This window comes from Desulfovibrio biadhensis, assembly GCF_055388615.1.
The window spans coordinates 1,892,566-1,912,860 of the sequence record NZ_AP042477.1; the positions used below are offsets into that span (position 1 = coordinate 1,892,566).

Below are 20,295 nucleotides of genomic sequence, written 5' to 3' on the forward strand. Positions count from 1 at the left end.
TCATGCCGCCACAATCTGAGCTCCACGATACTGCCGCCAGCTCCCAAAACGAGGGCGCCACAGACGCCAAGGGCCGGGAGACCATCCGCATAAGCGCCACGGATGCGCGTGAACGCAAACGCCGGCGCAGGGAGTTGCTCCTTGCCGCGCTGCTTTTCCTCGTCGTTGTCGTGCTTTCCGTTGTGGAGTTGAAGTATCTGGGCGTCAATGCCTGGCTCTTCATGGCGCTCTTCAATCTGAATTTCATTTTTCTGCTTGTTGTGCTGTTGCTGGTGATACGCAACGGCGTCAAACTCCTGCTGGAGCGTCGGCGCAATGTTTTGGGGGCGAAACTGCGCTCCCGTCTGGTGCTGGCCTTTATCTCCCTGTCCTTGGTGCCTACGGTGCTGATGTATATGGTCAGCGCCCAGTTCGTGCAGACCTCTGTGGAATACTGGTTCAACAATCAAGTGGGCGCAGCCATGGAGCAGGCTCTGGACGTGGGGCAGGATTTTTATGCCTCTGGCCGGGATCGGCTGGCGCGCATCGCCCGCGGGCTTGCCCGTAACCTGGGCCAGGATTTTGGCGTACAGCAAAAGGTGCCGCAGGCTGCGGAAAAAAGTCTGCAGGGGTATCTCGATACCAAAAGCAAGGACCTTGGCCTGGTGATGTTGGGCGTGCTCGACTCCCAGGGCGAAGCCCTTGCCTGGAGCTGGAGCCCCCGTTTCCAGCACGCATGGAATACAGAAATGCGTTCTGCGGTGGACTGGCGCGCCCTGCAGGAGAACCCCCAGTTTTGGGCAATGTGGTGGCCGGGAGCCGGAGAGGATTTCGTGGTCGGGGTCATGCCCCTGGGCATTGAAGACGGACAGGCTGGCGGCGGGTATCTGGTGCTGTGCGAGCACCTGGGCGTGAACCTGCTGTATCGGTTGGATCTCATTGCCCAGGGCGTGGAAGAATACAAGAAGTTGCAGACCATGAAACGCCCCTTGAAGGTGGCGCTGTTTCTGATCATGGGCGTGCTGACGCTTTTGATTATTTTCGGCGCCATGTGGTTTGGATTTCGCCTGGCAAAGGAGCTGACCCAGCCGATAATGGCTCTGGCGGAGGGCACGGAGCGGATTGCAAAGGGCGATCTTTCCGTGCGCCTTGAGGATACCTCCAAAGACGAAATGGGCGTGCTGGTGCGTTCCTTCAACCGTATGGCCGAAGACCTGGAGGCCATGCGAGAGGGGCTGGAGTACGCCAACAAACAATTGGGTGACAAGAATCTCGAGCTTGCCGAACGCGGCCGCTATATCGAGACGGTGCTGGACAATATTGCCGCAGGGGTGGTTTCCGTAGATGGTCTGGGGCGTATTTCCACCGTGAACAAGGCCGCGGCGGCCATGCTGGGGGTGGAAAGGGAATCGCTGCCCGGGAAATTGCCCCAGCAGGTGTTCGATAATTTCGATTTTTCCCTGTTACGAGACATCAACGCCTTTGTGAAGGACAATCCTGGCGCCATCTGGGAGCGGCAGCTCAACGTTCGCATGCGGGGGGTGGAGCGCACATTGCTGGTCAATGTGGTGGGCCTGGGCGCCAGCGACGCCACTGGCCCCAGCGGTATGGTCTCCGTATTCGAGGATATTACGGAAATAGAAAAGATGCAGCGCATGGCGGCCTGGCGCGAAGTCGCGCGGCGCATAGCACACGAGATCAAGAACCCGCTCACACCCATCAAACTTTCTGCACAGCGGCTGGAGCGCAAGTTCGGCAGCCAGGTGGGAGACAGTGTTTTCAATGAATGCACCGGGCTCATCGTGCAGCAGGTGGAGCACTTGCAGCAGATGGTGCAAGAATTTTCTGCCTTTGCCAAACTGCCTGAAATTTCACCACAAATTGGGCGCATAGAGCCTTTGCTGGAGGAAGTGACAACCCTTTTCCGCCATAGTCACAGCAGCATCGCCTGGGATGTGGATGTGGAAGAACTCCCCGAATTACGCTTTGACCGTGAAGGACTGCGCCGCGGGTTTATCAATATTCTGACCAATGCGGTGGAAGTCCTGGAAACGCCGGAACACAACGAGACCCGCAAGGATGCCCGGGTGCGGATACAGGGGCGCTACGACAAGGCCCTCGGGCTTGTGCGCCTGGAATTTGAGGACAATGGCCCAGGCCTCACGCCGGAAGAGCGATCACGGCTGTTCGAGCCATATTTTTCACGCAAGAAAGGGGGCACCGGACTGGGGCTGACGATCCTCAAATCAATAGTCACAGACCATAGGGGATACGTGCGCGTCCGTCCCGCAAGCTCTGGCGGCACTGTGCTTGTGGTGGAGCTTCCCGTGGACGCCCCGGAAGGATAAGCAGGGGGGAGTCAGGGCAGTGGCAGGCAGATCGTTACAGTCGTCCCCTCTTCTTCAGAGGTCCGCATGCTTATCGTACCTTTTTGGGTCTCCGCAATGAGACGGGCGGAATAGGTGCCCAGCCCCATGCCTTCTCGCTTGCCGTGTGTGCTGTACATATCAAAGAAAACATCCCGGACTTCCAGTGGCACAGCGCCTTCATTGTGCAGTGCAAGGCAGCTCATACCGCGTGAAACGTCCATTTTGCCGCGGATGGACAGGGTGGCGTTGTCAGGGGATGCCTCGGCAGCGTTTTTCAGTAGATTCGCCAGCATGGAGTAGCATAGCAGTTCCTCGCCATGCACCGTGAATGGTTCCTTTTCTTCCACGCCCCAATCTATACATACGTCGAGCTTTTTTCCCTTTAATAAGGAACCAAGGTCCCGCAGAATGCGGGCAACAATGAACTTCAAATCCAATGATACGGGTTGCAAAATGTAGGAATTTGTTTCCATTTTAATCAGGTTGTGAGACAAATTGATTGATTCCAGCATGTTGACGCCGGCTTCACGGATCAATTGAAGAAAGTTTCGCTGTTCTTCATCAAAATCATAACTGCTCAGTAAGAAATCTGGAATGTTGATGATGCCGTTCAAAGGCGTTTTCAGGTCATGGCGGGTTATGCGACCCACCCGCTCACGCATGACCTCGAGGAGCTTGCGGTCGGTAATATCCTGAACAAAGGTGGCTTTTCTGAATTTGCCATGCTCGCCATTGAGTCTGGCTGCGTCAGCAAGAATGGTAAGCTCGGTCCCATCCTTGCGCAGGACGCTCCACTCGCCGCGGATTTCCCCTTTCCCGGCTATGAAGGCTTCATGTCTTTGTGAGAGGGCATCTCGTGCGGATTCCGGCACCACAATGGTGAAATGTTTGCCGATGAGTTCTTCTTCCGTGTACTGGTAAATTTCACAGTACGCAGGGTTGACGTATTCGAAGAATCCGTTTTCATCCGTAATGCAGATGCCTGCGGGAGTTTTCTCGACAAATTCACGGAATCGCTGTTGCGCCTCTTGTTCGAGCTCTGAGCACCTGGATTCGGTTTCGTTGAGCCTTTCTTCGAGCTCCGCAATGCGTTCACGAGCTTCCAGAAGTTCTTGTAGCAGGCTTTTCTCGTCGTGCATGATACTCTCCCCAAAGCATTATGGCACTAAAGAATTATCTTTATCTATACAATAATTCAAGAGTGGGGCTGTGAGAAGAGCTGAAAGGGCAATTTGCCCTGACGAGAGGCAACCACAATTGGAGGAAACGCTATGGGTCAGCGTTTTGTTGTGGCGCCGCGTATGAGTTGCCGTAAAAGCTTAGGGGAAGCGAGAAATGACATAATGAATCTGCGCACGGTCCGGTTTGTAAAGAAAAGGGTGACCATTTCGGGTACGCGCGTGCGCCAGTCTTTCCAGGTTTCCTGAAACGCTTTGCGGAAGCGGTTTTCCCGTTCTTTGATGGTTTCCGATGTGTGCTGCTCCGGATAGCGTGAAACGAGCTTGCTGTGGGTCTGCCCCAAATTTTGGGGGGGCGCAGCCGCGTTCAGGTCATTAAAAAGGGGGCTGCCCGGGTGCACCATGAGGGGGTTGACGTCTGCAATGAAGGGTTTTGCCTGTTTAAGGAAATCAAGGCTGGCCTGGAAGTCTTCCTCCGTTTCTTTCGCCTGCCCCGTGATGAAGCTGGCGATGTTCACGATGTGCGCCTTTTTGGCCTTGCGCACGGATTCCTTCATGGTCGCCACCCGTGCTGGCTTTCTGTATTCCTTCAGGATGGCGTCGCTGCCGCTTTCCACGCCCAGATAAATGACGTCAAATCCTGCGCGGTGCATCAGCTCCACGGTATCTTGCGGCAACAAATGCAATGTGCCGGCGCAGGACAAGTGCAGTTTCATGCCTGATGCGATGATCAGTTCGCATATTTTGCGCAGCCTGGGGATGTCGGCCACGAAGTTGTCGTCAAAATAGATGACGGTGGTATACCCCTGGTCGTATATCTCCTGGAGTTCCTGAAAGACATTTTCCGCGCTGCGGGTGCGCAAACGCCCCCCGTAGAGTGCGGCCCCGGCGCAGAAGGTGCATTTGAACGGGCAGCCGCGGGAGGAAAACGCCGTGGTCATGGGGTGAAAGGCCGGCAGGGAAAACCCGTACCACTGGGTGCCGTAGTCTCCGTAATCCAGAAGCGTTCTGTCCGGAAAGGGCAGCGCATCGAGGTTCTGAATCCACTGTGGTTCGCCCCTGACAATTGTTCCATTTGCACGATGCGATAGCCCGGCTATGCCAGTGACGTCCTGGCCATTTTCCAGACGCTGGCACAGTTCCAAAAGCGAGTTTTCCGCCTCGCCACGCAGCACGAAATCCAGGTCGTCCAATTCATCGAGCAAAAAATTATCAAAAAGAGTGGGATGAATGCCCCCGCAAATTGTGGTGGCCTGGGGCATGGAGCGCCGGATCTCATGCAGAAGCGCACAAGCGTCATTGATGTTTCTGCTGGTCATGGAAACGCCCACCACATCGGGGAGTGCAGGAGCCTTATCCAGAATTTTCGCACAGGTTTGTTGTGGGTCAAGTCCCTGGCTGTAGGCGTCTATGACCTCGACCTGGACGTTGTCCAGGCGTTTGACGCTTGCGCCAAGGGAGAGCAGGCCCAGAGGAGGAAATGATTCGCGGTTCCAGCCAGAGCCATGGGGTGATTGGATGAGCGTTATCTTCATGCTTGTGTGCTTTACCTTATGAGGAGCGAATTCCTGCCGTTCGCATATATTATTCAACCGCCAGTTTCAGGCGTGTCCGTTGCTGGTGCAAGGTGGTTACAATCGCACGCAAGGTAACAGCCCCGATGACCACAACGCCGCCTGCCAAGGCCCACGGGCCTGGAACTTCGCCGTATCCCAGCGCAACCCACACAGGATTAAAGATGGGCTCCAGGGTCATGATGAGGATGGCTTCCAGCGCTCCCATCCGTTTGATGGCCCAGGTGTACAATACCAGGGACACGCCTTGCTGCAGTACGCCAAGGTAAACAAGCCCCAGCCAGCCTGCAATGTCTGGAAGTGCGGCAAACATGAACGGCAGGCCGCACAGTGCTGTTATACCGTGCCCCAAAATGACCGATTCCACTGGTGATGCGTCTTTTTGCGCCCGCATGCAGATTGTGAAGAGAGCGTAGGAGAGCCCCGTGCCGACAGCTATGATATTGCCCCACAAGCCTATGGGCGAAAGCCTGTCCAGAAAGAAAAGGATCATGCCGCCAAACGTCATGGTGATGCACAACCAGTCGGTACGGGTTGTTCGTTCCTTCAGGAACAGCGGTGCAAGCAGGGCCACATAGACGGGGGCGGTATACGCCAGCAAAATGGCGTTGGCGGCCGTGGTCAGTTTGGTGGCCACAACATTGGTTATCAATAGCCCGGCATATCCAATGGCCCCGCCAATAACTGCAGGTGACAAACGGAAATGCAGCCCTCCTTTGCATAGAACCATGAGCGTCAGTGCTGCGAGGGCGCTGCGCACACCGGTGATGGCCATGGGGTTCCACGCCACGAGCTTGATGGCAAGTCCTCCCGAACTCCACAAAAGGGCGGTGGTCGCCATGAGCAGCACGGCCTTGGACTTGTCCTGCATAGTTCAGAGATAATCCTGGGGGTATGGGCATATTATGTAATCCGGGTACTGCAGTAAAAGCCAGGGGCAGTGCCGTCAAGTTGTGCGGCGGGAAATGAATCTTAATTTTTGCTATTATTGCATACGGAAGGGTGTGTTTTCAGGCAAAAAAAAGCCCCGCCAATAGGCGGGGCCATTACAAACATGCAGTGCAGCTGCGTCTCAGGAAACAGGCATGGCTTCCCCAAGGGGGGAGGCGCTGGTGGCGTGTTCTGCTGCAGGAACGGGCTGCGCTTCCTCCTGTTCTGTAATTTCTTCCAGATAGGTTGCGCGGTTTGCGTTCAGCTCCTGCAAGAAGGCGTTGTTCATTGCATGGCCGGAGCAGCGGACTTCGAAATACCCCTGCAGGGGGAGGTCCAGCAGCGCCATGTCGCCGATGAAGTCGAGAATCTTGTGGCGTACGAATTCGTCCTGAAAACGCAGGCCCTCGGGGTTGACCACGGCGAATTCATCCAGGACGACAGCGTTGTCCAAAGAGCCGCCACAGGCGAGCCCGGCGCGCTGCAATGCCTCGACATCCCGTAAGAAGCCAAAAGTCCGCGCCTTTGCAATGGAGCGTACAAAGTTCTCCGGTGAAAGGTCGAAGCGCATTGTCTGCACGCCAATGATGGGGTGCGCGAAGTCAATGGTAAAGTCCACCATGAAACCGCGGTAAGGTTCGCCTTTAACCATCTTGCCGTCGTGTTCCATAAGTAATTCGCGCTTCAGGGCGAGAACCTTGCGCGGCTTGGATTGGCGACGGATGCCTGCGGAGCGAAGCAGAAAAACAAAAGAGGCTGCGCTGCCATCCATGATGGGAACTTCGCCGCCTTCCACCTCGATATGAATATTGTCTATGCCCAGGCCGCGGATGGAAGCAAGCAGATGCTCCACAGTGGCGACGCGGTCCTGTCCGTTGACCAGCGTGGTGGAAAGGCCGGTGGCGATGACGTTTTCTGGCTGGGGCGTGAGGAAGCTCGCGCCGTGCTCTCCACGGAGGGAAAATATGATGCCGGTGTCTTCAGAAGCCGGCAACAATTTAAGCCGAACCCTCTCACCGGAATGCAGCCCTATGCCTGCGCATTCTATGCTGCGTCTGATTGTCGTCTGTTGCATAATTCCTCCTGGAATCATTGGAAGCAAAAAACATTCCAGGTTTAGACAAAATATAACTTGTTATATTCGTTAGTATAAAATTTGAAAGCGCCAACAATAACTGTGGAAAAAAAACATCAATGTTGTTTTTAGACGACAGAAAGAAGAGCGGAGAGTCTTTACGAAGACCGTCGCCTGGCGACAAAGACTCTGGGAAGACCGGCCAGGTCAGGCAGTACTTCTTGCTCTTGCCAGGAGGCGTTGCCAGCCATGCGCAAAACATCATCCTTTTGCTCACAGCCTATTTCAATCAGCAGCCAGCCCCCTGGGCGCAGGGATCTTTCCGCAGCGTGCAGCACACAGGCTATGCTTTCCAGCCCGCTGCGTCCTTCATCCTGAAGCGGCACCAGCGCGTGTCTTGGCTCAAAGCGGGTGATCTCATGGCTCAGGGTGTCATACTCCACCGCCCCAACATAGGGCGGGTTGGAAACCACAAGGTCAAGGCTGCGTGAAGAAAGGGGCGGCGCCACAAAATCTCCAAGGCAGAACTGCAGCCTGTTTCTGCCTCCTTGCATCAAGGCTGCGGCGTTGGCGCGTGCCGTTTCCAAGGCAGGGGCGCTGATGTCCATGGCCAGGCCACGGCTGCCCGAAAGCTCCAGGGCAATGGTCACGGCCAGAATGCCGCTGCCTGTGCCCAGGTCGGCAAAGCGGATGGAATCGTGCTCTGCAAAGCGCGCAAGCACTGCTTCCACCATGTGTTCCGTTTCTGGGCGCGGGGTAAGCACGTGATGGTTTACGCTAAAGTCGCGACCGTAAAATTCTTTGCGCCCCAGAATGTAGGCCACGGGTTCGCCCTTTGCGCGGCGGGCGGCCAATTGCCAGAACGCCTTCCACTCGGCAGGAGACAACGCCCGGTTGCGCTCCAAAAGCACCTGCATGCGCCCCATCCCCAATGTCTCAGCGAGCAGCAATTGGGCAGAAAGGGCGGGGCTGTCCACTTGTTTGCGCGCAAAAATCGACTGCGCCAGGGCAAGCGCTCTGGACACGATACGCAGAGGGTGAGGCCCTGAAGACATACCAGGTTATGAGGTCTCGGCCTGCTGCTTGAGCGACTCTGTCTGGTAATGCGTCATGAGCGAGTCAATGAGTTCGTCGAGGTCACCTTCCAGCACGGCCTCCAGCTTGTAAAGCGTGAGGTTGATGCGGTGGTCGGTCACGCGACTCTGGGGGTAGTTGTAGGTGCGGATGCGGCCGGAGCGGTCACCCGTGCCAACCTGTGCGCGACGGTTGTCGGCCTGCTCCTGAGCCTGGCGGTCCTGCTCTATCTGCAACAGTCGGGAACGCAGCACCTTCATGGCCTTGGCGCGGTTCTTGATCTGGGATTTTTCATCCTGGCAGATGACCACAAGGCCGGTGGGGATATGGGTCACACGGACAGCGGAGTCCGTGGTGTTAACGCTCTGACCTCCAGGGCCGGAGGAGCGGTAAACATCCACACGGATGTCTTCCTGACGGATTTCTATATCCACTTCCTCGGCTTCCGGCAGAATGGCGACCGTTACGGCGGAGGTGTGGATGCGTCCCTGGCTTTCCGTGGCGGGTACGCGCTGCACGCGATGGGTGCCGGATTCATACTTGAGGCGGCTGTATACCTTACCGCCCGCAATAAGGGCGATAACTTCCTTGACGCCCCCCGTGCCCGTGTCGCTGACGCTCATTTCCTCGACACGCCAGCCGTTCTGCTCTGCATAACGCAGGTACATGCGATACAGTTCCGCAGCGAAGAGTGCGGCTTCTTCACCACCCGTACCGGCGCGGATTTCAAGGATGATGTTCTTCTCGTCCAGGGGGTCGGTGGGCAACAGCAGTAACTTGAGCCTGTGCTCGAGGTCGGGAAGCTGCTCTTTGGCGGCTTTCATCTCCTCTTCGGCCATCTCCCGGATTTCGGGGTCGGCGTCGTGGAGCATTTCCTTGCTGTCTTCCACCTGCTGGTAGATCGTCTTGTATTCACGATAGACGTCGACGATCTCCTTGATATCAGCATGCGCCTTGGTCAGGGTACGATAGCGGTCCTGGTCGCTGTATACCTCGGGCTGGCTGAGTTGCTGCTCGAGGTCCAGGTAACGCCGCTCAATATCGGCGAGTTTTTGAAACATTAGAGGCCTCCGGCCAGCTTGCCAGCCGCAGGATCGGGCATGGCGTCGGTATAGCTGGAGCCGTCAAGGCTGGGGGCGGTGTCGGCGCTTTCGGCCAGGGCGTGCTCCAGGGCCGCGGCTGCGACTTCGAGCTGCCCCTCGTCGGGTTCCTTGGTGGTCAGCTGCTGCAAGAGCAGGCCGGGCGTATTGATGAGTTTGCAAAGAACGTTGTTGCTGTGCTTGCCTGCGTACTTGATGCTTTCGTAGGCCATGCAGCTGATGGGGATGATGAGCAGAAGCTTCATACCCAGGATGTAAACGTGCTTCAAAATGGGCGATGCCGGCGCGTAAAAAGTCAGCAGCGCAGGCACGAGCACGGCATGGATCACTATGCTGATGCTCAGCACAAAAAGCAGAAAGGCCGTGCCGCAACGTGGGTGCAGCCGGCTTTCAACCTTAGCCTTGTGCGGGTCCAGGTTGCCGTACTTCTCCCAGGACCAGACGAGCTTGTGTTCAGCGCCGTGGTATTCGAAGACGCGACGGATGTCTGGCACAAAGGAGATGGCGACGATGTAGCTCAGAAATATGGCGAGCTTGAAGAAGCCATCCCATACATGGAAGCTGAGGCCTTCGACATCGCCCCCCAATCCAAGGGCGGTCATGCCCAGGGAAAAGAGGTGCGGCACCACGACAAAGAGTCCAAGCGCCAGGCCGATGGAGACAATCAAGGTCAACACCAGGTGCCAGGGTTTGAGCTCAGTGCCTTCGTCGTCTTCCACAGCCTGCCCTGCAGACCAGTTCAGAGCCTTGATGCCGTTGACCAACGTCTCCAGCAAAACGGGAAAACCGCGCAGGAAAGGTTTGCGCATCCATGGCCGCGTCAGGGAAAACCATGACCATGCCCCGACACTGATGGTGCCATCTGGCTTGCGCACGGCAACGGCCATGCGGTCCTGGTTGCGCATCATCACGCCTTCCATGACTGCCTGGCCGCCAACACTGGGGGCAGCGGCAAAAAGGCCCGACACAGCGCGCAAGGCGCTACGGGCCGCGCTGCCACGGCTGTGTTCAAACACCGATTGATGCTTCCTGCTGCTGTGCACGTATGCTCCTCTGACGAGGTGGTGCGAAGGGCCTTGCGGCCGTGGTCGCCTTACTTCCCAGACTTGTCGAACTTGGCGTATTTTTTACGGAAACGGTCGATACGGCCAGCGGTGTCAACAAAGCGCTGCTTACCAGTGTAAAACGGGTGGCAGTGCGAGCAGATTTCAACGTCCAGGTTCTCACCCTTGGTGGAGAAAATTTGGGACTCGTAGCCGCACGCGCAGCGGAAAGTAGCTTTGAAGGTCTTAGGATGCAGATCTTTTTTCATGGGAAACTCCCTATTGGTGAAATCAAAAAGAGGGATTACATACATCAGCGCTTTTCGCTTGGCAAGCCCTCTTTGTGTCATTTGCGCATTTGTTTTCGGTGAGACTGAAAAATCCCCTTCCAGGGGCCCTTCAAGCCCTGCGATGTGTGCTTTTTCGGCAACTTGCGCAAGCTTGTGGTTTTTATTTGGCAATTGTTGATTGAGCAACTGCTTCCATGTATCATAAGTACTGGCCGACCCGAGCGCAAGGGTCGGCTGCGTCTTTATATGGATTTTATCAAAAAACAGGCATGGTTATGAAAGAAATGCAATTCACTTCAGTCGTTTCCTCACTGCTGGATGCGCATCTCGACGAATTGGCAGCCCGTGAACGTCTCGAGAAAGAGCAGATTCGCGCGGCAATCGCCGAGGGCAGCATGGTGATTTTGGGCAACCCGGCCCACAAAAATATCCGCCCCACCCTGGTTGGGCAACCCGCTTCCATCAAGGTAAATGCGAATATAGGTACTTCGCCTCTTATGCAGCATCTCGAAACCGAGATGGAAAAATTGAAGGTGGCTGAAGGCGCAGGCGCGGACACGGTCATGGATCTTTCCACCGCTGGCGATCTGGACGCTATACGCAAGGGGATGCTTGATGGCAGCCCGCTGCCTCTGGGTACGGTGCCCATCTATTCCATGGCGCACAAGCGTACCGAGGCCGATGAAGACCCTGCCGATTTTTCCTGGCAGGAGTTCAGCAGCGAAATCAGAACCCAGGCGGAACAGGGCGTAGATTTCATGACGCTGCACGTCGGCGTTACACGCCATGCCGCGGATATGGCGGACCGCGCCTTTGAAGATGGCGGCCGCTTGATGGGGATCGTCTCCCGCGGGGGAGCCATTCTTGCGCGCTGGATGCGCCGCAGAAACGCCGAGAATCCCTTGCTCGATAACTATGACGAAGTGCTGGACATCTGCGCTGCGCACAACGTGACCCTGAGCCTGGGAGACGGTCTGCGCCCCGGCGCTGGGTTCGATGCGGGCGATGCCGCCCAGTGGGCCGAGGTCGGGGTGCTGGCTGAATGCGCCCGCCGCGCCAGAGAAGCCGGCGTTCAGGTGATGATAGAAGGTCCCGGACACGTGCCCCTGCACATGGTGTTCGGACAGATTCAGACCATGAAACGGCTCTGCGCCAATGCTCCTCTGTATGTGCTTGGACCTTTGACCACGGATGTGGCCCCCGGGTATGACCATATAGCCGGAGCAATAGGCGGCGCCCAGGCAGTGATGGCAGGAGCCGATTTTCTGTGTTATCTTACCCCCGCTGAACACCTTACTCTGCCCTGTGTGGATGACGTACGGCAGGGGGTGATGGCCTCGCGTGTTGCAGCGCATAGTGCGGAAGTCGCGCTTGGGCGTCCTGCAGCGTTGGAGCGCAACCTCGAGATGTCCAAGGCCCGCAAGGCACTGGACTGGGACGCCATGGCGGCCCTGGCGCTGGACCCCGAAACCGTGGCGTTGCGCCGCAAGGATCACAAGGACGAAAAGGAATGCGCCATGTGCGGCAAGTTCTGCGCAGTGCGTATGCTGGAACAGGAAACAATCTAGAGCTGTTTACGTCATTATACATGTCTTGAACGCTCTACTGTACTGTTCAATCGGACAGCAGAAAACAATGAACTTCAAGACGATTATGCTGCGCGTGATCATCTGAGACTTCTTGGAAAGCGCGGGGCAGGAGGTGTTGCATGTACAAGATTGTGTTCATTCGCCACGGGCAAAGCACCTGGAACCTGGAGAACCGCTTCACGGGGTGGACCGACGTGGACCTCACCGAACAGGGGCGGCAGGAAGCCTTGGAAGGCGCCCGACTCCTGCGCGAGGAAAACTACGACTTTGACCTCTGCTACACCTCCTACCTGCGCCGGGCCATCAAAACCCTGGACCTGGTGCTGGATTCCATGGACTTGATGTGGCTGCCGGTGCTCAAGACCTGGCGGCTCAACGAAAGGCATTACGGTGCGTTGCAGGGCTTGAACAAGGCAGAGACCGCAGAGAAATACGGTGACGACCAGGTCTTTGCGTGGCGGCGCAGCTACGCCACACCGCCGCCTGCCCTGGAAGCGGATGATCCGCGGTTTCCCGGCAAGGAACGGCGGTATGCAGATATTGCCGACGATGAGCTCCCCCGTTGCGAAAGTCTGGCGGACACGGTCGAGCGCGTCATGCCCTTCTGGCACGACGAGCTTGCACCCATGATCCGTACCGGCAAGCGCATTCTTGTTGCAGCCCATGGCAATAGCCTGCGTGCGATAGTGAAGTATCTTGACAAGATGTCTGAAGACGCCATCTCCAAGCTGAATATTCCCACCGGGGTGCCGCTGGTTTATGAGCTGGATGAAAATCTTTTTCCCATCAAGCACATGTACCTGGGGGATGCTGCTGCAATCGAAGCCAAAGCAAAGGCCGTTGCAGAACAGGCCAGCCGGAAGTAAGAGGGGCGCATGCGTATCTTGTCGTTCTGTCTTGTCGCGCTAATGCTGGCTATACAGCCGGCGCTGGCTGCCTGGGATTGTACTTGGGGAAAGGCCAACTACGACCAACGCGGCTGGCTGCGTAACGTACAGATATTTCGCAATGGTAAAAGAATTGCGGATATTACACACGTTGACACCCTGGATGTCTACTATGTGCAATGCAACGGCATATCGGGACAAGAAACATTTAATACCGCCAACGACGCGGCCTGGGCGGCCTGCTGGAAATGCAAATAAGACGCATCATTTTTTCCTTACTGCTTGTTGGCCTTCTGGCCGGCGTTTGTCTGGGGTCGTATTTCGCAGCAACCTCTTCCAACGCGCAACCACAAAAAGAAGCCAATAACGGCGTTTCCGACCCTGACCCTGTGGAGCTGGCCTCTCTGGGGCAGCCTGAAGTTTCATTACAAAAACAGCGCTTTGTGGATAACAAGGACGGCACGGTCACGGATTTGCGTAGCGGACTGACCTGGCTGAAGCACGCCGACTGCTTTGGCACCCAATCCTGGAATGAAGCCTTGGAGCTTGCCGCCTCGCTGGCCAATGGCGAACTGTGTGGCGATATGGAGCTGACGGATGGCTCTTCCCCAGGAGAATGGCGTTTGCCCAGCATCCGCGAAATCATGACCCTGCCCATGATCGAGTATTTCAACCCGGCGCTGACCAACAGCATGGGCACAGGGAAATGGTCTGAAGGCGATCCCTTTTTGGGCGTAAGCTCCCAATACTACTGGTCTAGCACCCACCTCGAAGACAAGAGCGCCTGGTACATGTACCTCTATAATGGCGTGCTTGGCATCTCGGAAATGTCCCAGCACTATTCCGTCTGGCCCGTAAAAGGGCAGCTGAAGCGTGTCTGGGATGTTGGTTCCTAAATTCCCTTTCTTTTAGTATCCCCTTGAATTCGTAACGTAATCTTCACTTGCCCAGTTGTGCTCCCATCTGTAAGTAGAGGGCGGTTTCGGGCGGTTAGGAATCGTTTGCGTTATAATTGTATTCCAAAAGTAGTAAATTGCTCATTCTGTCTTGACGGAGTATGTATGTTTTCGGCATAGTTTGAAAGAATTGTTATAGTAGGGGGGTAGGCCATACTTGCTGCTGTAAAAGCAGATATCCAGATTGTTGGACCCACCATTTCGGTTTCTCCTCGAGTAAATTTATGTGGCCGTACGCCTTGATGGCTGTATTTCTGTCGCTGCATGTCATCTATCTCTAAATCTTATGTGAGGTTATCATGTTGCGTAGCCTGAACTTGCGCTGGAAAATAATGCTGATCCTGGTGCTTGTGGTTCCTGTCCTGTTGGGAATTACGTTGTATCAAACACAGACGCTTTCGCAATTGATGCGCAGCTCTGTGGAAGCCAGGGCATTGGAAATGGCCCATCGGTATGCCAACAAGATCGATGTGGAGATGAGCGAGGCCATGGTAACCGCAAGAATCATGGCGCGCATGTATGAAGGGTTGGCCGGAACGGATAATCCGCCTGCCAGGCAGGTCTATCTGGACACCATGCAGGGCATGCTTTCTGATAATGATGAATTTCTTGGCGTTTATGTAGCGTTTGAGCCAGGCGCCCTGGATGGGAAGGACGCCGAATATGCAAATGCCCCCGGTCATGCAGAAGACGGCGGTTTCCGCCCCTGGATTTATAGAGACGGGGGCAAGATATCCATGCAGCCTTCGCTGAATCCAACCGATCCGGACGACCCCAACCTGGCCTGGTACTATCTGCCCAAAAAGACGCAGCAGGAAGTGATGATGGAGCCATGGGCCTACGATATCAACGGAAAATCCGTACTCATGGTGGATATGATCGTGCCGATCATACAGCAGGGGAAGTTCATTGGCGTTGCAGGTGTGGATTACCCCATGGATACGGTCGATTCCTATGTGCGCAATATCAAGGTGCTGGATTCGGGGTACGCCGTCCTGCTCTCCCACGCGGGCAGATACATCGCGCATCCGGAAAGTGAAAAATACGTTGCCGGTGGTTTGAATATTTTCGAGCAAAAGGACACGCCGGAAGTGCTTGTTAAAGGGCTGAAGGACAAGGTGCTCAAGGGCTCCGTATTTACCATGTACAGCCAGGGTGAAAAGGGCGAGATGCTGTCGGTTTACGCCCCCGTCACTGTTGGCCGTTCCACCTCGCCGTACATTTTTGGTTTGCATATCCCCATGGATGAAATGCTGGCCGAGGTCAGCCACCAGCGTAACCTGACCCTGGCGGTAAGCTGCGCCGCCATTGTTTTGATCGTGCTTTTCATCCTGTACATCGCCAGAACCATTGATAAACCCCTGCGTGAAACCGTGGCCGCTCTGGACACCATTACAGGGGGCGATCTCTCCGTTCGCCTGCCGGCCGCATCAAAGGACGAAATCGGCCGTATGCAAGGGGCAGTCAATAATATGGCTGCAGAACTGCAGTACCATATGGATGACATCTCCAGACAAAAAGCCATTGCCGAGGAAAAAAGCCAGCAGGCGGAGAAGGCCAAGGAAGAGGCGGAAAACGCTTGTCTCCAGGCCGAATCCGCCCAAAAGGAAGGCCGCCAAATGGCTGCCCGGCGGCTGGAGGAGATCGTCAGTCACATCTTTGCCGCCTCGGAAGATGTTTCCAGACAGGCTTCGGAAATCCGTTCCGGCACGGAAACACAGCGCGAGCGTATAACCTCCACCGCCACCGCCATGGAAGAAATGAACGCCACGGTGCTGGAGGTGGCGCGCAATGCAGGTGAGACCGCGGAACAAGCCACCCATAGCAAAGATAACGCTCTTGATGGCGTCGTAGTCGTTGGCAAGTCAATGAAAGCCATGGGCAATATCTAGGAGCAGACCTCGCAACTCAAGGACAGCATGGCCCAGCTTGGCACCCAGGCTCAGGAAATTGGCAATATCATGACCGTTATCGAAGATATTGCCGACCAGACCAACCTGTTGGCGCTGAACGCCGCCATCGAGGCGGCCCGGGCCGGAGAGGCGGGCCGCGGATTTGCCGTTGTTGCAGACGAAGTGCGCAAGCTGGCGGAAAAAACCATGGGCGCCACCAAACAGGTGGGAGAGTCCATCCGCTCCATTCAGAATGTGGCCCAGGCCAACATTGAAGGCATGGACACCGCCGTGGAAAGCATCAACCAGGCATCCCAGCTGTCACAGCGCATGGGAGAGGTGTTCAATACCATCACGGAAGGGGTAGAGGCCTCGGCGGATCGCATTCAGAGCATCGCCACCGCGACTGAGGAACAGTCTGCCTCTTCTGAGGAAATCAACCGGGCCGTGGAAGAGATCAATATGATTGCCGAGGAAACGGCGAGCGCGGCCGGCGAAGTTGAAAACGCGGCGCACGAGCTTACCAGCCAGAGTCAGGAGCTGCGTTCGCTCATCAATGAGCTGAAGAAGGAATCCTAACTTCAGACAATGCGGCGGGCGCTATACTTTGTAGAGGGCGCCTGCCGCATCCGCAAAGCCAGGGAATAAATCCAGCCAGGTAGGCAGGCAGCGCGCCTTGCAACCTGGTATTGAAAAAAAGGCGTGGTGCAGGTGCAAAGGGGCGTCTGCTCCTGCATCCCCATACAGTGCATCTCCCAGAATTGCATGTCCCAGGTGGGCGGCGTGGGCGCGTATCTGATGGCGCGCCCCTTTTTTTATGCGGGCTTCCACCAGGGTCAGGCGTTGCCCCCCGTTGGCTTCTGCATGGCATAACGAGCGGAAAACAGTTCTGCGCAAGGGCGCAGCCGTGTCGTCGAGCACCTTGGTGCGTACGCGATCGGCAGTATCAAGGGCCCGGTCTGCAAGGTGTTCTTCACCCCTCGCCTGTCCAAAAAATCCCACCAGCACTGCCAGATAACATTTGATGGCCAGTCCCTGGTCCTCAACGTTGCGAAATTGTTCCTGAGCCGTAGCCCCTCTGCCTGCCAGCAAAATGCCGGACGTGGGAAAATCCAGGCGGTTCAGAAGTCGCCACGGGGGAGCGTCCTCCACAGGGAGCAAAGAGGGCAGCAGCGCCTCCACACTCTGGTGGGCGCCTTCCGTTCCGGCAAGCGATGCGGAGTGCATCCCGGCCGGTTTACAGATGGCGGCATACATGTGGTTCTGCACAAGAACACGGAGATCAGGCGACAGGGGCAGGTCATGTTGTGGGGGCGGCAAGATGGCCAACACCTGCCCGGCCGCGACCCGTTGCCCCTTGTTTGCCAATCGTCCGTCCAGAAGAACGCGTCCGGAGGCGATCAGGCGCTTGCGCCCCCTGAGTCCCATGTCCGGGAGCAGCAGCGACAATGCCTGGTCAAGACGCGATCCGGCAAAGGCGTCAGAAATGTGTACTGACATGTGAGGGAGGGAAGTAAGCGCGGCCATGCGTCAATATAGCGTTCCCAGCCAAGGGAGCGCAAGCAAATGCCGCCGCCCCGCGCCTGCATTCCAATGCAGGGCGGGGGGGGCGGCTGAAATTGCCTTGATGCCGAGGGTTAGCCGCGTTTGTGCAGTGAGAAAGCCCGGTTGCGCCGCGTGGTTTGACCGTAGCCTGCATGGCGGACGCCTTCCTGCTTTGTGCGGAGCAGTTCGCTACGCACACTTTCATGCAGTTTGCGTGCTTCGGTGGTAAGGCGCCCTTGCAAGGACATGAGCTGTTCGAGCTTGTCTTGCAGCAAGGGGAGTTCAACGCCGGCATTGTTGCCATGCTCATCCTTCAGGGCTTTTTTGATCAGATCGCCCCTTTGTTGAGCTTTGGCTCCTGCCTCGTCAACTTCACCTGCCTGGAGAAGTTGCAATTCCAAATCCCCGAGGCGGAGAGCTTCTTCCAACATTGCTTGCGTTTCATGTGGTGCGGGCATCACTGGCGTTCTCCTAGGCGGCCATGGCCTGGATATCCGTGCGCAGGTGGTTGACGACCTTTTTCCAACGCTCGATGGATGGCGCGAATTCGTATTCAAGAATATCGGCCAAAAGAATCCAGTCCTCGTTTTCCATGACATCGCTCATTTCTGTGAAGAGCTCGGAAATGTCGTTGACTGCATCGTTGAAGTCCTTGTTGTCATCGAGGCTGAACTCGTGACGCAAAACGCTGATCGTCCCCATGAAATCCCGGATGACATCCAGCAGGTCCTGGTAGACTTCGAGGGCTTCGGCGTCATCCGCTTGACGGAACAGATCGGCGACGCGCTTGCCGCCGTGGTCCATGATGTTTACGACCTTGACCAGCTCCTCGGTGATGTCGATGGCCATTTCCTGGACAGGAACGGAAATGATTTCAACCTTTTGAATTTCATCGGTGTCGATGTCTTCAGCCTGGTGCGGGTAAATTTCGCTAAAACTCTCGTCGTTGACCAGCACATCGGTCACGATGCGTTCTTCCAGGTTGTTGTCCTCGGCCACCTTGACCAGCAGCTCTTCCAGGTTCCCGAAATTGTTGACTTGCAGTCCACTTTTCACACCGTCGACTACGATCATGATACATTCTCCCTTGGCATTGTATTGTTGCAGGCAATTTTTTCCATACAAAATGATTGTGCAAGCAGTGATACAATAAGCGTGCCAAAGGGTGAGCCAAAGGGGGGGCAGAAAAGGTGTCAGGCGTTGAGCAAGCGTTGCCATTGCTCGATAAGACTTTGATAGCGCTCGATGAAGCGCAATACGTTTTGCATGTCGCGCCCTGCTTCCTGTGACTCCACGGCAAAGAGGTAGGACAAAACATTGAACAGGGGGCTCTGGCCGAGTTGCGCCTGCAGGCGTTGCCATGTGGCGATAAACTTGTGCTTCAGCGCTTCGCGGGGGGCTTGCTGCAAAAGCACTCCCTGCTGGCGCATGAGCAAAAGCAATTGCGCACAGGCGGAAAGGGTGCGCTGGGCTTCCGCCAGGGGCGTGGCGGAAAGAGAAGGGGGCGTATCGCCGGCGGGCACTGCCTGCTGCTCAAGAAAATGACGGTAGATGTGGCGTTGCAGCCGCACCCATTGTACGCGGTCGGTCGTTTCATGGTCGGACAGGCAATGCAAATCCATGAAGCCCAGGCCGTCGGTTTCTCGAAGACTTTGCCAGACACGCGCGCCAGGCATGTCCTGCAGGGAGGGGGCTTTCGTCAGGCCAAGTCTGTAACGGGTGAGTGCGAGCACGGTCGCAGGGGGAATGGTTTGCCGGCATGCCTCGCTGTTCGGGCACGGTTGGCCGAATTCGCAGGGATGGCAGGGCAGGTCCGGTTCCAGGGAGACGTCGCCCTCCTGATATGGGCCGGTATCCCAGGGCTGCGCAGTGGCAAGGAATATGGCCACGACAGGGCGCCCCAGCCCGGCGGCCAGGTGCATGGTGCCCGTGTCATTGCTCACGAGCCCTTTGCACAAGGACAGCACCGCTGCAAGTTCTGGGAGGCCGGTCTTGCCGATGCAGTCCACGGCTGGGCCGCCGGCTTCAAGATAGCGTGCGGCAAGGTGGACTTCCCCCTTGCTGCCCACAAGGACGGGCATAAGGCCGAGTTCGTTGCGTAAAAGCGCCCCTAGTGTGACAAAACGCTCAACGGGCCAGCGTCTGCGTTCTTCGCTGGCGCCAAGCTGCAGCGCTATGAATCCGCTACAATCCTCGGGCGGCTCGCCCAGCAGGGCCTTGGCTGCGGCAAAAGCGCCCTCGTCCGGTGGGAGAGGCTCATTGCGCCAGGGGCCGGCGTCATGCCCTGCAGCCTTGCAAAAGATGTCCACGAGATTGAAAGGGCTGCACCCTCGTTTGCCGGTGGCCGCTTGCAGAAACGCGGCCCAGAGGCCGGAGCAGTAGCCGAAACCGTGGGTGTCCAGGCCGAAACCGACAAGATCAGGCGTTTTCTTGTGCACGTTGGCGCAGGCCAGCACAGTTTGCCTGGCCATGAGTTCTGCAGAAATCATGGCTGTCAGGTTGGCAACCGTGTCTGGAGCGAAATCCCTGGCCACATCGCGGCCAATGGCGAGGCCGATATCCAAAGCCTTGCGCCAGTCCGTATCCAAGGCAGCGAGGAGGGCGCCACCTTTAATGGGGCGTATGTAGTCCAAATCTCGCAGTAGTTGAGCGGCCGGGGCAAAGTTGTCCAGACACAACAGGCCTGCTTTGTCGCCCTTTGCCGCGCAGGCGGAAATGGCAGGCTGGGTCTGCAACAGATCACCAAAGCGTGTTAGATTGAGGAACAACATGCTCATGAGCGCCCCTGAACAGGAAGTTTTTCATCCATTTGTC

At 56.5% G+C, this 20,295-nt stretch carries 17 protein-coding genes and 2 pseudogenes; 7 read left to right on the forward strand and 12 right to left on the reverse strand.

Translation table 11 applies throughout. From position 1 onward, the window contains the following. Positions 1-2: 2 nt before the first annotated feature. Positions 3-2,327, forward strand: a complete 2,325-nt coding sequence (locus tag ACZ5EH_RS08240; RefSeq protein ID WP_464277646.1) for a sensor histidine kinase — start codon at positions 3-5, stop codon at positions 2,325-2,327. An 11-nt stretch (positions 2,328-2,338) separates the two neighbouring features. Here ACZ5EH_RS08240 and ACZ5EH_RS08245 read toward each other — a convergent pair whose 3' ends face one another. The 8 genes from ACZ5EH_RS08245 to rpmE form a co-directional block, all read right to left on the reverse strand. Further along, entirely contained in the window at positions 2,339-3,487 is a 1,149-nt protein-coding gene (locus ACZ5EH_RS08245) for a PAS domain S-box protein (RefSeq protein ID WP_464277647.1), read from the reverse strand. Between the two features lie 137 nt (positions 3,488-3,624). After that, positions 3,625-5,061: a B12-binding domain-containing radical SAM protein gene (locus ACZ5EH_RS08250; RefSeq protein ID WP_464277648.1), complete on the reverse strand. Its 1,437-nt coding sequence runs from the start codon at positions 5,059-5,061 to the stop codon at positions 3,625-3,627. 49 nt (positions 5,062-5,110) lie between these two features. After that, positions 5,111-5,971, reverse strand: coding sequence for a DMT family transporter (locus ACZ5EH_RS08255; RefSeq protein WP_464277649.1), 861 nt, complete (start codon positions 5,969-5,971; stop codon positions 5,111-5,113). A gap of 201 nt (positions 5,972-6,172) precedes the next feature. After that, entirely contained in the window at positions 6,173-7,105 is a 933-nt protein-coding gene (gene lpxC, locus ACZ5EH_RS08260; RefSeq protein ID WP_464277650.1) for a UDP-3-O-acyl-N-acetylglucosamine deacetylase, read from the reverse strand. Positions 7,106-7,263: 158 nt separating this feature from the next. Continuing rightward, positions 7,264-8,160, reverse strand: coding sequence for a peptide chain release factor N(5)-glutamine methyltransferase (gene prmC, locus ACZ5EH_RS08265; RefSeq protein WP_464277651.1), 897 nt, complete (start codon positions 8,158-8,160; stop codon positions 7,264-7,266). A 6-nt stretch (positions 8,161-8,166) separates the two neighbouring features. Next, positions 8,167-9,240 (reverse strand): peptide chain release factor 1, encoded by a 1,074-nt coding sequence (gene prfA, locus ACZ5EH_RS08270; RefSeq protein WP_464277652.1) that lies wholly within the window; start codon positions 9,238-9,240, stop codon positions 8,167-8,169. After that, complete coding sequence (locus ACZ5EH_RS08275; RefSeq protein WP_464278278.1) at positions 9,240-10,199, reverse strand: DUF1385 domain-containing protein; 960 nt, start codon at positions 10,197-10,199, stop codon at positions 9,240-9,242. Before ACZ5EH_RS08275 ends, prfA begins: the two co-directional genes overlap by 1 nt. A gap of 173 nt (positions 10,200-10,372) precedes the next feature. Then, positions 10,373-10,591, reverse strand: a complete 219-nt coding sequence (rpmE, locus tag ACZ5EH_RS08280) for a 50S ribosomal protein L31 (protein ID WP_464278279.1) — start codon at positions 10,589-10,591, stop codon at positions 10,373-10,375. 296 nt (positions 10,592-10,887) lie between these two features. On the opposite strand from rpmE, the gene thiC reads away from it, so the two are divergent. The 6 genes and pseudogenes from thiC to ACZ5EH_RS08310 form a co-directional block, all read left to right on the forward strand. After that, complete coding sequence (gene thiC / locus ACZ5EH_RS08285) at positions 10,888-12,180, forward strand: phosphomethylpyrimidine synthase ThiC (RefSeq protein WP_464277653.1); 1,293 nt, start codon at positions 10,888-10,890, stop codon at positions 12,178-12,180. A gap of 140 nt (positions 12,181-12,320) precedes the next feature. Next, complete coding sequence (gene gpmA / locus ACZ5EH_RS08290) at positions 12,321-13,067, forward strand: 2,3-diphosphoglycerate-dependent phosphoglycerate mutase (protein WP_464277654.1); 747 nt, start codon at positions 12,321-12,323, stop codon at positions 13,065-13,067. A 9-nt stretch (positions 13,068-13,076) separates the two neighbouring features. Next, complete coding sequence (locus ACZ5EH_RS08295; protein ID WP_464277655.1) at positions 13,077-13,346, forward strand: hypothetical protein; 270 nt, start codon at positions 13,077-13,079, stop codon at positions 13,344-13,346. Then, positions 13,337-13,984, forward strand: a complete 648-nt coding sequence (locus tag ACZ5EH_RS08300) for an Lcl C-terminal domain-containing protein (RefSeq protein WP_464277656.1) — start codon at positions 13,337-13,339, stop codon at positions 13,982-13,984. Before ACZ5EH_RS08295 ends, ACZ5EH_RS08300 begins: the two co-directional genes overlap by 10 nt. A 359-nt stretch (positions 13,985-14,343) precedes the next feature. Next, positions 14,344-15,936 (forward strand): PDC sensor domain-containing protein, encoded by a 1,593-nt coding sequence (locus ACZ5EH_RS08305; RefSeq protein WP_464277657.1) that lies wholly within the window; start codon positions 14,344-14,346, stop codon positions 15,934-15,936. Positions 15,937-15,957: 21 nt separating this feature from the next. Then, positions 15,958-16,515 (forward strand): annotated as a pseudogene (locus tag ACZ5EH_RS08310) (methyl-accepting chemotaxis protein); the annotation flags it as partial. A gap of 21 nt (positions 16,516-16,536) precedes the next feature. Here the strand turns inward: ACZ5EH_RS08310 and ACZ5EH_RS08315 are convergent. From ACZ5EH_RS08315 to ACZ5EH_RS08330, 4 genes and pseudogenes are all read right to left on the reverse strand, one after another. Next, positions 16,537-17,463: a pseudouridine synthase gene (locus ACZ5EH_RS08315; protein ID WP_464277658.1), complete on the reverse strand. Its 927-nt coding sequence runs from the start codon at positions 17,461-17,463 to the stop codon at positions 16,537-16,539. Positions 17,464-17,573: 110 nt separating this feature from the next. Further along, positions 17,574-17,939 carry a hypothetical protein gene (locus ACZ5EH_RS08320; protein WP_464277659.1) on the reverse strand — a complete coding sequence of 122 codons (366 nt, stop codon included), beginning with the start codon at positions 17,937-17,939 and terminating at the stop codon, positions 17,574-17,576. A 13-nt stretch (positions 17,940-17,952) separates the two neighbouring features. Next, positions 17,953-18,555, reverse strand: coding sequence for a DUF8043 domain-containing protein (locus ACZ5EH_RS08325; protein WP_464277660.1), 603 nt, complete (start codon positions 18,553-18,555; stop codon positions 17,953-17,955). Between the two features lie 731 nt (positions 18,556-19,286). Next, positions 19,287-20,258, reverse strand: a pseudogene (locus ACZ5EH_RS08330) (glycosyltransferase family 9 protein); the annotation flags it as partial. Positions 20,259-20,295: the final 37 nt, after the last annotated feature.